The organism is Streptomyces sp. NPDC048496, assembly GCF_043200055.1.
GTDB lineage: Bacteria > Actinomycetota > Actinomycetes > Streptomycetales > Streptomycetaceae > Streptomyces.
Window position 1 is genome coordinate 250,598 of the sequence record NZ_JBICXB010000001.1, and the last position, 15,135, is coordinate 265,732.

The 15,135-nt window shown below is 70.0% G+C and carries 8 protein-coding genes; 2 read left to right on the plus strand and 6 right to left on the minus strand.

The window, feature by feature from the left end; all coding sequences use genetic code 11:
* Nucleotides 1-23: 23 nt before the first annotated feature.
* Complete coding sequence (locus ACGFSA_RS01185) at nt 24-1,298, minus strand: glycosyltransferase (protein WP_393297847.1); 1,275 nt, start codon at nt 1,296-1,298, stop codon at nt 24-26.
* Nucleotides 1,295-1,924, minus strand: a complete 630-nt coding sequence (locus ACGFSA_RS01190) for a tetratricopeptide repeat protein (protein ID WP_393297850.1) — start codon at nt 1,922-1,924, stop codon at nt 1,295-1,297. The genes ACGFSA_RS01185 and ACGFSA_RS01190 overlap by 4 nt, the downstream gene beginning before the upstream one ends.
* A gap of 243 nt (nt 1,925-2,167) precedes the next feature.
* On the opposite strand from ACGFSA_RS01190, the gene ACGFSA_RS01195 reads away from it, so the two are divergent.
* Nucleotides 2,168-4,225, plus strand: a complete 2,058-nt coding sequence (locus ACGFSA_RS01195) for a hypothetical protein (protein ID WP_393297853.1) — start codon at nt 2,168-2,170, stop codon at nt 4,223-4,225.
* A gap of 781 nt (nt 4,226-5,006) precedes the next feature.
* Here the strand turns inward: ACGFSA_RS01195 and ACGFSA_RS01200 are convergent.
* Both ACGFSA_RS01200 and ACGFSA_RS01205 read right to left on the minus strand, forming a co-directional pair.
* Nucleotides 5,007-5,663 carry a response regulator gene (locus ACGFSA_RS01200; RefSeq protein WP_393298366.1) on the minus strand — a complete coding sequence of 219 codons (657 nt, stop codon included), beginning with the start codon at nt 5,661-5,663 and terminating at the stop codon, nt 5,007-5,009.
* Nucleotides 5,664-5,674: 11 nt separating this feature from the next.
* Nucleotides 5,675-6,976 (minus strand): sensor histidine kinase, encoded by a 1,302-nt coding sequence (locus ACGFSA_RS01205; protein ID WP_393297856.1) that lies wholly within the window; start codon nt 6,974-6,976, stop codon nt 5,675-5,677.
* A 164-nt stretch (nt 6,977-7,140) separates the two neighbouring features.
* Between ACGFSA_RS01205 and ACGFSA_RS01210 the strand changes: the two genes are divergently transcribed.
* Nucleotides 7,141-7,968 carry a translation initiation factor IF-2 gene (locus tag ACGFSA_RS01210; RefSeq protein WP_393297858.1) on the plus strand — a complete coding sequence of 276 codons (828 nt, stop codon included), beginning with the start codon at nt 7,141-7,143 and terminating at the stop codon, nt 7,966-7,968.
* Between the two features lie 10 nt (nt 7,969-7,978).
* Here the strand turns inward: ACGFSA_RS01210 and ACGFSA_RS01215 are convergent, their stop codons facing one another.
* Nucleotides 7,979-9,982: an NAD-binding protein gene (locus ACGFSA_RS01215; RefSeq protein ID WP_393297861.1), complete on the minus strand. Its 2,004-nt coding sequence runs from the start codon at nt 9,980-9,982 to the stop codon at nt 7,979-7,981.
* A gap of 39 nt (nt 9,983-10,021) precedes the next feature.
* A complete protein-coding gene (locus ACGFSA_RS01220; RefSeq protein WP_393297864.1) occupies nt 10,022-15,028 on the minus strand; it encodes a DNA repair ATPase in 5,007 nt (1,668 codons plus the stop codon).
* Nucleotides 15,029-15,135: the final 107 nt, after the last annotated feature.

A 15,135-nucleotide genomic window follows, 5' to 3' on the forward strand; every position in this document is an offset into this window, starting at 1 on the left:
GTCCACGCTCCCGGTGGAAGGCATCACACCAGCAGGAGACCGCCGCACCGCTCGGCGCCGTCCTTCATCGCGATCAGATTGGCCTGCACGTAAGAGATGTTGTTCCTGGAGTGCCAGTCAGTAGGGAAGTAGGTGACCAACCGTGAACGCTGGAACCGGGCCTGGATTTCCGGTACGAAGGCGCGGTACTGGTCGTCGGTGTAGTACCAGAACGAGTTCTCGTTGTAATAGGCGACATGCGTCGGGTCCTGGTAGGCGCCCCGGCCGTCGGAGCTGGGAGTTTGGGTAAGAAGCATGCCGCCCGGTGCCAGCAGCCGGTACAGCTCGTTGATCAGCGGAATCTTCGCAGGCACGTGCTCCAGGAAGTCCACCGCCCGGAGCAGGCCGACCGAGTCGTCAGGGAGGTCCAGCGGCCCGGGCAGCGTCGCGACGATGTCGACGCCGTCCCTCGGGTACTGGTCCACTCCCAGGTAGCCGGGCGGCTTGCGGTGCGCGGCGCCGAGGTCCAGCGCGAGGAGTCCGCGCCGCTTGGTCCAGGCGAGCGCGTTGACCTCCACGTATTTGTCGTACAGGGCGACCGTCTCGCGCTGGATGTGAGCGTTGATTTCGGTATCGCGCTGGGTGTTGTGAGGGTGCTGCCGCTGCAGATACAGGCAGCGGGGGATCAAGTGGAAGTCCCCCAGCTGAAAGAGACGGCACATCAAGTCCTGGTCGTCCAGCACCGTGCGCGTGGCATCGTACCCACCGACTTGCTCGTACGCGCTCTTACGGAACGCCCGTACATGGTTGGGGGCGTACCAGATGTACGAGACGTTGTGCGGCGTCGGTGCCATGGAGACGGCCTGCAGGAGCTGACGACCGTCGACATCCACCTCCTCGTACTGCCAGCCGTGCGCCTCGTTGAACCGCGAGTCGTCCCGGCCTCCGTCCTCGGTGATCTGAGCGGTATGGCTGTAGGCGAAGACGACGTCGGGATGCTCGTCGAAAGCCTTCGACAGTTCCGCCAGGCAGTCCTTCGCCAACAGGTCGTCGTGGTCGAGTTCGACGAGGATCTCGGCGCGTGCCAGTTCGCAGGCGCGGCGCTTGGCCGCTCCGACGCCCGCGATGTCGTCCGAGATCTCTACCCGGACACGGTCATCGGGCTGTTCGGGCCGCCACCGCGCGCCGTTGTTGAGGAGCACGATCCACTCCCAGTCGGAGCGGGTCTGCGCCTGCAGGGTCGCAAGGCATTCGTCCAGGAAACGCGGTCGATGGCTGGGGGTGAAGACAGAGAACTTCGGGGTCGGGAGAGAAGTCATCTTTTGGTACCTGCCTGAGTGGCTTTCGGTGCTGGGCCCGTGGGATTCCGGAACTGTTCCGGGACGAGCTGTCGGAGGGAAGGGTCGGCGCGGACGGCGAGGCCGAAGGCGTCCTCGGCCTCGCCGTCACGGCCCTTCTTGGTCAGAGCCTGTCCAAGGTGCAGATAGGCCGTGGCGGCCTTCGGGTTGGCGCGCACGATGTGCTGCAGGATCTCGATCGCCTGATCGGTGTCGCTCGTCCCGATGAGGATCGCCTTGTTGTAGAGCGCCGATTCGAAATCCGGATCGATCTTGAGCGCCTTGTCGTAAGCCGCGCGGGCGTCGGCCGTCCTGTTGTCGTGCTGGGCGACGACGCCGAGGTTGTACCAGGCGAGCTTGTTGGCGGGATCCAGGTCCAGGACCTGTCTGAAGCTCCTTGTCGCTCCAGAGAAATCCTTGTTCCCGCCCTGCTTGATGCCTGCTTGGAGCAGTCCCCCCACCTTGGGGGCGAGTTCGGCCGCGGGCCCCGATCCAGCCCTGGGTGTGGTCCTGGAGACCCCTGTGGGCAGGTGAACCCAACCGGCCGCCACGTTGGCGGCGACGACCGTTGCTGCGAGTCCGGTCCACAGTCCCATCCGCTTTTTCACGGGGCTTTCCCTCATCGGTTCGGTAACGCGGCTGAGTCGGCCGACGGGGCCACGTACGAGGTATCTGTGCGGACGTTGCCCATGGGGGCTTCGTCGCTCAGTGGGCCGCGAGCCCCAGCCGACCGAGCTGGGGGCTCACGGCCCGGGGGTTCATGGCGCGCAGACCACGTATCCGGTGACAGGTGTCGCGCTGTCCTCGCTGACCTGCCAGCCAGTGGCCGGAGAGCCGCCGACAGGACCGTTGTGGATGACCTTGTGGGTGCCACCCGCCGCGCTCTGGTAGCCGCCGGCCACGGCGAATTTGCCGGCGGGGCACGAGACGACGACGTCGCCTGTCGCGGAATTACCCGTGACGACCTGGCTCTGCGCCCCGGAGCTCCCACCCTGGGCGCCCTGGTTCCCCTGCGGGCCGGCGGCACCTTGGAGGCCTTGGTCGCCCTGGTTGCCCTGGATGCCCTGGGATCCGGTGGTGCCTTGGAAGCCCTGGGGCCCTGCGGCTCCGGTTTCGCCTGGGTCGCCTTGGTTGCCCTGGATTCCTTGGTTGCCCTGGTCGCCCTGGAGGCCCTGGAGGCCCTGGAGGCCCTGGTCGCCTTGGTTGCCTTGGGGTCCTGTGGCTCCGGTGTCGCCTTGGTTGCCTTGGTTGCCGGGGAGGCCTTGGAGGCCTTGGTCGCCCTGGTTGCCTTGGAGGCCCTGGATTCCCTGGTCGCCTTGGTTGCCTTGGGGTCCTGTGGTTCCGGTGTCGCCTTGGTTGCCTTGGTTGCCGGGGATGCCTTGGAGGCCCTGGTCGCCTTGGTTGCCTTGGGGTCCTGTGGTTCCGGTGTTGCCTTGGTTGCCTTGGTTGCCTTGGTTGCCGGGGATGCCCTGGTCGCCCTGGTTGCCTTGGAGGCCCTGGAGGCCCTGGAGGCCCTGGTCGCCTTGGTTGCCTTGGGGTCCTGTGGCGCCGGTGTCGCCTGGGTTGCCCTGGAGGCCCTGGTCGCCCTGGTTGCCTTGGTTGCCCTGGGGTCCTGTGGTTCCGGTGTCGCCTTGGTTGCCTTGGTTGCCGGGGATGCCCTGGAGGCCCTGGTCGCCCTGGTTGCCTTGGTTGCCTTGGGGTCCTGTGGCTCCGGTGTCGCCTTGGTTGCCTTGGTTGCCGGGGAGGCCTTGGAGGCCTTGGTCGCCCTGGTTGCCTTGGAGGCCCTGGATTCCCTGGTCGCCTTGGTTGCCTTGGGGTCCTGTGGTTCCGGTGTCGCCTTGGTTGCCTTGGTTGCCTTGGAGGCCCTGGAGGCCCTGGAGGCCCTGGAGGCCCTGGTCGCCCTGGTTGCCTTGGAGGCCCTGGAGGCCCTGGTCGCCCTGGGGTCCTGTGGTTCCGGTGTCGCCTTGGTTGCCTTGGTTGCCTTGGTTGCCGGGGATGCCCTGGAGGCCCTGGAGGCCCTGGAGGCCCTGGTCGCCCTGGTTGCCCTGGGGTCCTGTGGCTCCGGTGTCGCCTTGGTTGCCTTGGTTGCCTTGGTTGCCTTGGTTGCCGGGGATGCCCTGGTCGCCCTGGTCGCCCTGGTTGCCCTGGTTGCCCTGGAGGCCCTGGAGGCCCTGGTCGCCTTGGTTGCCCTGGGGTCCTGTGGCTCCGGTGTCGCCTTGGTTGCCTTGGTTGCCGGGGATGCCCTGGTCGCCCTGGTCGCCCTGGTTGCCTTGGATGCCCTGGTCGCCCTGGTCGCCCTGGTCGCCTTGGTTGCCTTGGGGTCCTGTGGCTCCGGTGTCGCCTTGGTTGCCTTGGTTGCCGGGGATGCCCTGGTCGCCCTGGTCGCCTTGGTTGCCTTGGGGTCCTGTGGCTCCGGTGTCGCCTTGGTTGCCCTGGATTCCCTGGAGGCCTTGGGGTCCTGCGGCTCCGGTGTTGCCCTGGGGCCCTGTGGCTCCGGTGGCGCCCTGGGGGCCTCGTTTGCCCGGGTGTCCGTGGTGCGAGTCGCCCGGGCGTCCTTGCGGACCCCGTGCGCCCGTGTTGCCCGGGCGTCCCTGCGGGCCCCGTGCGCCGGTGTCGCCCGGGCGTCCCTGCGGGCCTCGGTCCCACCAATCCCAATCGTCGTCATCGTCGCGATGGGCCGTCGGCAAGGTACGGGAACCCGGATCGGCACTCACGGCGCCATTCGGGCCTGGCACCCCAAGTGCGTAATCGACTGCGGGCTTCTCGATCACGTCGGCCATGGCCGCCGTCGACGAAGCTACGTTGACGATCAGGCCAAGTGTCCCCGCCGCGGAAAGCATTGTGACGGTTTGGACCCAAGATCTGCGAAGCGACTGACGTTTCACACCGGAACCTTCCTGCAGAGCTGAAAGCGAATACGCAGGCATGCGCACATTCGTGAACGCGCACCGGTATGTCGCGTTGGCTTGTTGGATGGTTTGAGTATGCACCCACCGCGTTGTGTGCCATGCCAACTCGCCGTGCAGTGATCCACTTTCGCTGTATCGCCAGGAATTCGGAAGTGTGGGCCCTGGTCGGGGGCAAGAGCGAATTTGCTGCGCCTCTTCGATTGGAGGGCGAACTCGCGTGTGGAGGGCGAAGGTTGATGGGCTATCCGGATGGGATGTTCTGACGGTCGGATGAATTGACCTCGTCAGGAATGCCCAGAAAATCCAACTGTCGACGGGGATAGGAGGCGCGGCTGGGCCGTTCGGTCGGAGGTCCGCCGACCGTCATTGTCGAAAGGCTTTGGGGCCGGAACTTGTTATCGGATGTAGAGGCGATCGAAATTCCGCCGAACCCTGACTGTCGCGGACGGGAAAGCGGATGGAGAATCATAGTTTGACAACATTATTTATTCGAATGTCGAGGAAAACCTCGTACCGGTGGTTCGGCATCCGGGCGCGCCTTTTCCGCGGCGACATGTCTACGAGGATTGTTCCGGGCGGCACTGTGTTGACGCATATTCCGCGCGGCCCGAGTTCGTGGGCGAGGCCCTGGCTCAGCCCCAGAAAGCCGGCCTCCGACGTGAGCGGGGCGGCAAACCCGTCTCGGGCCGGGGGGACGGGATCTGATGCCGGGCCCCGGTCGGCCGCGCTTTCGTTGCGTCACCCGGTTCGCCTCGCCACGCAATGCGGCGAGCCTCACGATTCACGCGTCAGGCATCAGACCGGCGTCCCGGGCAGCCAGTGCGGCCTGGACGCGATTTCCGACTTCCAGTGTCGTCAGGATGCGACTGACATGGGCTTTCACCGTGCTCTCGCTCATCCGCAGCCCCCCGGCGATCTCCGAGTTGGTTGCCCCCTCCGCGAGCAAGGCCAGGACGTCGCGCTCGCGCGGTGTCAGCCGGCCCACCCGTCTGCGCACAGCCGAGGTCCCCGGCCGGGCGCCGCGATGGTAGCGGTCGATCAGCCGACGCGCGGCGGACGGATGCAGCATCGCCGAACCGGCGGCCACGACATGTACGGCCCGCAGGATCTCCGCAGGGTCCGAGTCCTTGAGCAGAAACCCGTCGGCGCCCGCTGCCAATGCCTCGTACACGTACTCGTCCAGGTCGAAGGTGGTCAGAGTGATGACGCGAGGGGCATGCGGCAGTGCCCGCAGTCGCGCGATGGCCGCGATGCCGTCCAGCCTCGGCATCCGCACATCCATCAGGACGACGTCCACCCGATGGGCGGCAGCCTCCTCCACGGCCTGGAGACCGTCCGACGCCTGGGCGACGACCTCGATGCCGGCGTCGGTCGCCAGTAGGTCGGTCAGGGCCAATCGGACCAACGCGTCGTCGTCCACCACCATCGTGCTGATGATCCGAGCCCCGCTCATGTCTGCCCGTTCCGATTCACGGACCGCTTCCCGATCCTCTTCATCACACCCTCGCACATGGCCTTGGCGACGCCTTTGCCAACGGTTCTGCCCGCTCGCCCGCCGTCCGGTCCGGCCGTGCGCGTCGCGCCGTTCTCCTCGAAGGCTCTTCGGTTCGGCTCACCGTCCGGAGCACTCATGGGCAGACGGGCCGCGAGCCGCCATCCCCCATCCGGCTCAGGACCGTGGGCGAGAGAGCCGTGCAGCCCGGCCACTCGTTCGGCGAGCCCGATCAGTCCGAAGCCCCGGCCGACGCCTCCATCGGCCCGTGAAGCGGTCACTGCGGGCGGCGAGTTGACCAACTCCACCTCCGTGGCCGGTGCGCCGTAGTGCACCCGCAGTCGCACCGACGTGCCCGGTGCGTGTTTACGGGCGTTGGTGAGACCTTCCTGGACGAGCCGGTGCACCGCGAGGAGGTGAGTCGCGGGTGCGGCACCGGGTTCCCCCGTCAGTTCGGCGGCGACATCCTGACCGATGGTCCTTACCTCGTCGAGCAGTTCGGACAGGTTCCGTAACGCAGGAGCCGGCACCTTGCTCTGCATGGGATCCCTGCCGTCCTCCCCCACCGCATCGTCCTCCGCACGCAAGGTGCCCAGCACGTCCCGCAGATCGGCCAGCGCCTGGGCAGAGGTCGCGCGCAGCAGTGCGATCCGCTCGCCGATCTGCGGCGGCAGCGACTCCGCACGCAGTGCGAGTACCCCGGTGTGCAGCGCCAACAGGCTCAGCCGATGGGCCAGCACATCGTGCATCTCGGCCGCGATCCGGGCCCGCTCCGCCGACCTGGCCTGCTCGGCACGGAGTTCGACCTGTTCGCTCAGCGAATCGATCAGCCGCCGACGGCTGTGCCACCACAACCCGGCCGTCAGCGCCAGCGCGAACAGCAGCGCGGCGCCGTAATTCGGCGTCACGCCTCCGCTGAGCGGCGGCGCACACACCCAGGGCAGCGCACCGGCGATCACGCCTGCCGCCACCGCCACCCGCACCCGGCCCTGTGCGGTCAGGTGGAAAACCATCACGGTCATGGGTTCGTAGGCGCCCTGCGTACCCAGTGCCGCCCCGGCGAGAAGGACCACAGCGAGCGGACTGCGCCAGCGAAGCGGCAGCACCAGCGCGGCGGCGACAGCCACCATCGGTCCTACGGAAAGCAGTTGCATCTCGAAGCGGGCTTTGGCCAGCCCCTGCGCGACGAGTAGCAGCACCCCGCCGGCCAGCACCCACTCCGTCCACACGGGACCCCGGTGGGGGTATTTGTGTTCCACCGACCGATCGTAGGCAATCGCGGGGGCCGGGGCACCTGGTCTTGAGTCGCTGCCACCCCCTACTTTCGTCGGGGTCGCGTGCGCCTCGGCGATGACGTCCGTACCGGTTCACCCGAACACAACGGCCGATTCCCGAAGAGCGCCCGCTACCTAGCGTCACTGGTATGACTTCATGGCCCCGTTTCGCCGACACCCGGCTCTTCGTCACCGAGGCCGCGCGAGGCTTCCGCATCACCGGCGCGGTCGCACCCAGCAGCCGCCGACTCGCCGCCGCCCTCGCCGCACCGGTCACCGAGCGGGCCGGACAACCCCTGAATGTACTGGAAGTGGGCGCGGGAACCGGCCCCGTCACCCGCTGTCTGCTGCCGCTGCTCGCCCCGGGAAGCACTCTGGACGTCGTCGAGGCGAACCCGCGCTTCGCCGCCGTCCTGCGGAACGTCGTCCGTGAATACCGACCGGGCCGGGACGAACACGCGGCGTCCGCGCAGACGCGGGACTGCCACACGACGCATACGAAGGTGCGGGACGATAACCCCGGCGAGGCGTTCGTGCCGGTGCGGAGCGAGGACGGTGTCCGGGTCAGGATCCACGAAACGCGGATCGAGCACCTGAACACACGGCAGTCCTACGACGTCATCGTCTCCGGCCTGCCCTTCACCAATTTCGTCCCGGACACGGTGGCTTCACTGATGGACAGATACATCGAACTGCTGCGCCCTGGCGGGGCGTTGACGTACTTCGCCTACGTGGGTACCGCGCCGGCACGCAGACTCGTCGCCTCTGCGGGCGAAGCGGCCCGTCACCGAGCCGTCGAGACCGTGCTCGCCGGGTACCGGCAGCGCGGCAGGGCGTCAGGACGCATCGTCTGGGCCAACGTCCCCCCGGCCCGCGTCTGGCACGTTCGCCCGACGTCCACTCCTGGTGTCGGTGGCGAAGCAGGTCGGGCGCACTCCTCTCTCCTTCAGCCACGCCTCGGGCAACGCACCTCGTGACACCGCGGCGCTAGCGCGGTGTCACAGCCCGTCGTCTGCGGAGCAGTTCCGCAAGTCCGCGCCGGGTGGCCGCGATCACCACGCGGTCCTCGGCGCGCAGCACGTACCCCGGGTGCAGGTTCCAGATCAGGCCCGACGGGCGGTCCGGGGAGGCGGGTGCGACGGTCGGCGGGCCGGGGTGGCGGTCCTCACGCGGGGTCGCGTCCAGGGCCAGCACCCTCCATGCCCCTGCCCGGAACGCCTGCTCGACCGTCCGGCCCTCCAGTTGCGGGTGGCCCGCCACCTCGATCGCGGCGAACAGCATCACCTTCCGCTCGACCGGGATCGCGCCCAGGATCTGCCGTCCCATCATCGCGACGGCGAAGGACGGGGCGGCCAGATGGGAGACGGACCGGGAGCGGGTCAGGGCCTGCGGGTGGGCGGTGCGCAGGGTGCGGTAGACGGCGGTGGCGAACTCGTCGTCGAAGAGGCGCAGTGCCACCCGCAGATCGGGCTTGACCGAGCGGGCGTAGAGCGCCGCCTCCAGGTTGGTGGTGTCGATGCTGGTCAGGGCGAGAAGGGCGCGGGACCGCTGGATCTTCGCGGCTTCCAGGACACCCTCCTGGGTGACATCCCCGAGGACGACGGGTACGTGCAGCCGCCGGGCCACCGGGATACCGCGCGCGTCCGGGTCGTTCTCCACGCACACCACGGGGATGTCGAGCTCGCGGAGCCGGACCAGCACCCTTGTACCGATCTTGCCGAGCCCCAGCAGCACCACATGGCCGGAGAGTCCGCGCGGCGGGCGGCGCAGGGACGACGCCGTACGCAGGGAGCCGAACGCTTCGAGGACGCCCGCCACCAGCAGCGGCAGCAGCAGCAGGCCGGCGATTCCGGAGAGCAGTTGGATGATCTGCCGCGCGGTGCGGTCGCCGATCGCCGGGTCACCCATGGCGAAGAGGTCGAGGAGGGTCAGGTACGCGGCGTGCAGGGGGTGGTCGCCCGTGGTGAGGGTGGAGGCGACGGCGAGGGCCAGGACCGCCGAGCCTACCCCCAGCGCCGACCAGCGCAGACGGCGCGAGAAGATCTGGCTCAGCGGGGCGCTGCGGCCCCCCATGCGCAGCCTCGGACCGTCCGGTGCGGCCTCGCGGATGGCTTCCAGGACCACCGTGCCGCGCCCGGTCGCCGCGGCCACCTGCTCATGATCGGGCAGGAGTTGGGGTCCTTCGGCGCCGCTGCTGTCGGATCCTTCTGCGCCCGCCGGGTCGTGGGTGGTGGAGGAGAGCAGGGCGAGCGTGCAGAGTCCGGGGTCGGCGACCTCGCCCTGCCGGGGCGGGGTGCGTTCGACGGCTCGCAGGAGCAGGCCCTCCGCCTGGACGACCTTGCTGGAACCGGTGAGCGCGGTCGCGGCGAGTGCCGGGGCGGCGGTGTCGGCGTCGGAGAGGACGGTGGTGGACGCGTCCAGCGCCGTCGGGTCGAGTCCGGGGACGGCGACCGCGGCGGCCTGGTCGAGCAGGGTCTCCAGGTACTGCCCGAGCTTGCGGTTGTAGAGCCGGATGACCAGCCGGACGCGGGGGTTGAGGCGACGGGCGGTCAGCGCGGCGCGGATGTTGCGCTCGTCGTCGTCGTAGACGAGTGCGAGTGCGGCGGCGGTGTCCACGCCCGCTTCCTCGAAGGCCTCGTCGGACGGCTCCGCGGCCTCCAGGATGCGGACCGCCTCGACGCCGGCGTTCGTGTCGTTGTCGGAGCTTCCGGAGCTGCCGGTCGTCCCGTTGCCGCTGTTGCCCAGGTTGCGGTTCATCGCCGCCGACATCCGGCCGAACAGCGTCGCCGCCCGGCCGCGCTGGGTCAGCGGCAGCTCGGGCCGGCGCGGATCGCGCCCCGGCGGGAGAAGCAGTGTGACCCGCTCCCCGTAGACGTACCGCAGCTCCACCGCGAGCCGCCGGGCGAGCGCGTCGTCGCCGCAGATGACCATGTGGCCGCTGAAGGGGGCGTGTTGGGGCTGCTGGGGAAGTGTGGACACGAATCCCAGCATGCCTTGCGCACCTCCGGGTGTTCGAATCGTTCCGGCCGATCAGTGGTCTTCGTGTGTCGTCGGGGTGCGTGGAGCCGCGTGCCGGGGGGACTGCTCCGGGCCTGCGAGCAGATGACGTGGGTCCGTTGCCCGGACGATCGCCGCCTCGACCGCCGCGATCCGGTCGGAGAGCAGGTCCAGTGCCGCGACCGCCCGCGAGACGGTGTCTGCGCTGCTCGGACGGGGCCGAGAGTTCGGGGACGGGGTGCCGTCCGGGCCGTCGAGTGCCTGGGTACGTACGTACGAGGCGGTGATCGCCGCCCATCGGTCCGCCTGTTCGGCGGTGAGGGTGCCGCGCAGAGCCGCCAGTTTGAGCAGGTTGGACTCGGCGCCCGTGGTGAGGGTCTGGGCCTCGCCCGCGTAGTGGTCGTCGATGACGGCGACCAGTTCGGCGTCGTTCATCACGGGCACGATCCGCTCGGCGATCTTGTTCATGTTGCGGTACGAGCCCTGCAGCCGGAAGGGCGGCTCGGTGCGCGTCACGTCGGTCTGCGCGGCCGAGGCGATGTACGCGGCGTTCACGGCGAGAACGGTGTCGCGGGCGGTCACGAGGTGGCGCAGGACCGCGGTGATCCGGTCCAGCTCGGCGGGGGTGTACGGGTGGTCGAGGCGGTCCGCGCGCGCGATGGGGTCTCCCTTGCTCGAACGGAGTTGAGAGCTTGGGGAAGGGGCCGTGCCGGAGGCCAGGCGGACGAGCAGCGCGAGGTCCTCGCGGGAGCGGCCGGCGAGGGGGGCCAGCACCGGGTTGGCGGTCAGCGCGTTCTCGATGAAGCTCAGCGCGAAGACGTCGTCGCGGCCGCTCAGCACCTCGCCCAGGTTCCACACGTCGGCCCGGTTCGCGAGCATGTCCGGGATCCGGAACTGTTCGCCGGACTCGGTGTACGGGTTGCCCGCCATGCACACCGCGAACCGCTTGCCCCGCAGGTCGTAGCTGCGTGGCTCGCCGTCCCGGACGCCCTCGATACGGCGGGTGGCGTCACAGAGGGGGATGAACTTCTGGAGCAGTTCGGGTGACGTGTGCTGGATGTCGTCCAGGTAGAGGAGTGTGTTGTTGCCCGCCTCCAGTGCGAAGTTGATCTTTTCGATCTCCCGGCGGGCGGTCGCGCTGTGCGCCTGCGCGGGGTCGAGGGAGGTCACGTCGCGGCCGAGCGACGGGCCGCTGATCTTGACGAGGACCAGGCCGAGCCGGTCGGCGACGTACTCCATGAGTGTCGTCTTGCCGTAGCCGGGCGGCGAGACGAGCAGCAGGAGACCCTGTGAGTCGGTGCGCCGGTCGGCGTCGGCCGTGCCGAGCTGCTTGGCGAGGCTGTCGCCGATCAGCGGCAGGTACACCTCGTCGAGAAGTTGATTGCGGACGAACGCGGACATCACGCGCGGCCGGTGGTCGTCGAGCCGCAGCCGGGCGCGTTCGGCGGTGACGAGGGCGGTGCGGGCTCGCTGGTAGGCGCGGAAGCCGGGGACGGTGCTCGCACGGAACTTCTGCGTGCGGGCGAGGAGTTCATCGAGGCGGACCGTCAGGCGGCCACGGTCGACGCGCGGATGGGTGCCCAGCAGGCCGTCCACGGTCGCCGAGAGCGGTGCCTCGCAGTCGTAGCGGGTGAGCTCCGGCTCCGGGCAGAGTTCGACGGCGACCGCCTCGGCGAGATCACCGCTCGGGAGGTCCGTTCCGCTCGCGGAGGCGTACGAGGTCAGCCAGCCCTCGATGAGCTGGCGGCGCGCGGGGAGGTCGTCGCGGAGGGCCTCCAGATCCTCGTCGTACGCCGAAGTGCCGGTCGTGCGGCGGAACTTGTCCAGAAAGGTGCGGGCGGTCGTGCTCGTGACGAACCCGGCGGGGCCCGAGGTCAGCTCCTCGAAGAGGTACGCGGCGGCGGCGTGCGCGTCATCGGCCCCGATCCGGGTTGCCCATTCCTCCTGGAGCGCGTTGATCGCGGGCGCCAGGCCGAACGTCTCGCGGGCCCGGGCCAGGGAGGCGGCCCGGCGCGCCCAGGAGGCGCGGAGGGCGTCGTCCGCGTCGTACGTCCAGAAGAGCTGCGCCGCCGCCCGGACGGAGGGCGGGACACACAGCAGGCCGGCACCGGCCTGCAGTCGCAGCAGCGTGGTCAGGATGGCGGCGGCGTCCTCGTCGTGGACGCCGCGCTGATATCCCTCGTCGTACGCGGCGGCAGCCGACTCCCGTACGAGCAGGGTGAGTTCGGCCGGTTCGCGGGCGGCCAGAGCATCCGCGCCGTGCTCGTCCAGGAGGCGGGCTGCGAGGTGTTCGGCGCGGTAGACGGACGGGGACTCCGAGGGCAGCAGCTGGTCCCAGTACGGGCGGGTCGCCTCGAACGCGGGGTCGGTGACCGGAGCCCGGTAGTCGGTTCCGGTGACGGCGAACGCGAGCCGGTCCCCGGAGGGCACGAGCGTCAGGTCGAACGGCTGGGTGTTCACGGCGAACCGGTGCCGGCCGAGCCGGATCGTCGCCCCGCCGTCCGCGTACAGCTCGCTGCGGTCGCGCAGGGCCCGCCCCGCCTCCTGGCGGGCCGCCTTCAGCCGTCCGTCGAGCTCCTCGGCCCGCACCGGGTCGCCGAGCCCGCGCAGTTCGTCCGCCGTGCGCCGGACCTTGGCGACCATCGGGTCGGAGGCGAAGTACGTGTGGACGGCGTCCAGGTCCGGGAGGGCGGACAGGCGCCGGGAGACGGTCTCCAGGACCCGGGCCGCCGAGTCCGCCAGCCGTTCGGCGCGGCGAGCGCGGTCGTCCTGCAGCGTCTGCTTGCGGGCCGAGAACGCCTCGTACACCTCGGTCCGCCGCTCGGCCAGCTCGGCGAGGAAGTCGTCGTACTCGGCGAACCGGGACTCCAGGTTCTCCAGCTGAAGCAGGAGCCGGGCCAGTTGTTCGTCGCACGCGTCGGGGGAGTCCGCGGCGGCCAGCGCACCCGTGACCGCCTGCCCGAGCAGGGCGAACTCGGCGGCGAACTCCGCCCGCCCCTCGTGATCGAGGAGCTCGCGACGGCGCGCGTCGAGCGTGGCCCGGGCCCGGTTCACACCGCCGAGGACCTCGGCGATCCGTTCCAGGATCGATGTGCGGACGGTCGCGTCCCCGATGTCGAGCCCGGCGACGACGTCGGTGACCGTCGCGAGCCCGTCCGTCATCCCGGTCAGCCGGTCGCCGAGCGCGGTCGCGTCGGCGACGGTGGCGAGCGCGGACGCGTCGGCGGTGAGCTGCTCGATGTCGTGGTGGTAGCCCGTGAACGCGTCGGCCCGGCTCAAGAACGCGACTGCGCGCTGGGCGGCGGAGGTGAGATCGGCGGCGGTGGCCGCCGTCAGCTCGGCGATCCGGTCGGTGTCCGCGTACCGCATCTCGCCGAGCGTCGCCAAGTGGCCGTGTGCGCGGCGCAGTTCGGTGAGCTGGGAGACCCAGGCGGCGGCCGAGCGCGGGGCTTCGCCGCGGATGCGGCGGACGAGCGCGGTGAGGTGGTCCGCCGCGCCGGTGAGTGCCTCGGCGGCCTGCCGGGTCAGCTCCTGCACCGTCTCGAACTCCGCGAGAACCTGCTGCGCGGTGTCGTGGAGGGCGGTCAACGGGCCACTGAGTGAGCCGAGGTCGGGGTCGGTGAGCCAGTGGTAGCGGTCGGTGGTGCGGGTGCAGTCGGCGACCAGCCGGGCGTACACGGCCGTGGTCGGTGTGGTCCGCGTCGCGCTGTTCGCCAGCGCGAGACAGTCGGAGATGCCGCGTACCAGATCGGCGTTGCCGACCCGGGCGAGCGGACCCGTCCCGGCCGGGCGGGAGGCGGCATGGGTGTCGGAGACGTACGGGGTCTGCCAGCGCTGCACCGCGTGCACACGGGCCGGCTCGGCCGACGCGGTGTCCTTGAGGAGGACGAGGGTGCCGTCGTCGAGCAGCGCGTGGCCGCCGCAGAGCAGCGGGGTGGCGACCTCCTGGCGGATCAGGTTGTAGGGGAGGAGCAGGCCGCGGCCGCCGTCCCGGGAGCGGAAGAGGTAGAGGACGTCCTCGCCGTTGGGGGAGCGGACGGCCCCCTCGAAGACCGGGTCGGCGAGCGGCTCGGCGAGGTCGAAGGTCTTGACGGCGCCGGTGGTGAGGTACGTGCCGCCGGGGAAGATGATCCCCTGGTCCTCCGGCAGCCGGTGGCAGGCGGGCCCGATGGCGTCGAGGCGCTGCACGGTGGAGAGCAGCGTGTTGAAGACCAGGTGGCGCCAGGCGTCCTCGTTGTACGGGCGGATCCGCAGCAGGACCAGGGGCCCGACCTCGGCGTACTCGACGTCGGCGTCGGCGAGGGACTGGAGGGGCTCGGCGACCGGCTCCTCGTAGATCCCGTGCGGTGTGTCGGTGTCGTCGGCGGTCTTGACGGTCAGGGTGCCGCCGAGCGTGTCGACGAAGAGCGCGCCGCTGCCGCCGATCGCGATGTGCGGATGGCGGCCGGGGATGTGCGACTCGCGGCCCGCCGCGGTCCAGGTGAAGTCGTGCGACGGCGGGAAGACGTGGTCGCGGTCGCCGCGCGCGTCGAGGAACGCGCCGGGGGAACCGTCCGGGGTGAGCGCCCAGCGCAGTACGCGGATGTCGTCGGCGGTCTCACCGGTACGGAACACGGCGAGGAGCCGCCCGTCGACGCGGCGGAGACGGAGCAGGCGGGCGTCGCGGTAGTAGCGGTGCAGGGTGGTGAACTCGCGTACGAAGGCCTCGTCGGCGAGGAGAGCGTCCCGGCCCGGTGACAGATCGGGTCCGTAGAGAGTGAGTACGTCCGCGACCTCGGCGTCGCCGCGTGCGCCCGGTCCTCGCTCGAACCCGAACAGCAACTGCCCGCCCACGGCGACGAGATCGCGGGGCACGGAAGGGCGCTCCGTACGGACCTGCTCGGTGGCCAGGAGACGGAGCCGCGTCGAACCGAACTCCTCGGTGCGGCGGGTGTCGAGTGCTTCGGCGCGGTGGGTGAGCTCGGTGGCCTGCGCGGTGAGGCGGCGCCGCAGTACGTCGTAGGTGCCGGCGTCCACGGTGGAGGTGGGGTCGGTGTCCATGCGTACGGCTCCCTGCGAGATGTGTGTCGGGTGGCGCGGCCGCCGGCCGCGCTGCGTCCTCGAACTCCGGACGGGCTTGACATGGCAGTCCACTCGAGCCCGTCCCG

Excerpts from the sequence above, each read along its gene's own strand:
- ACGFSA_RS01185 (WP_393297847.1), bottom strand. The coding sequence starts at position 1,298 with ATGACTTCTCTCCCGACCCCGAAGTTCTCTGTCTTCACCCCCAGCCAT.
- ACGFSA_RS01210 (WP_393297858.1), top strand. The coding sequence starts at position 7,141 with ATGACTTCATGGCCCCGTTTCGCCGACACCCGGCTCTTCGTCACCGAG.
- ACGFSA_RS01215 (WP_393297861.1), bottom strand. The coding sequence starts at position 9,982 with ATGCTGGGATTCGTGTCCACACTTCCCCAGCAGCCCCAACACGCCCCC.
- ACGFSA_RS01220 (WP_393297864.1), bottom strand. The coding sequence starts at position 15,028 with ATGGACACCGACCCCACCTCCACCGTGGACGCCGGCACCTACGACGTA.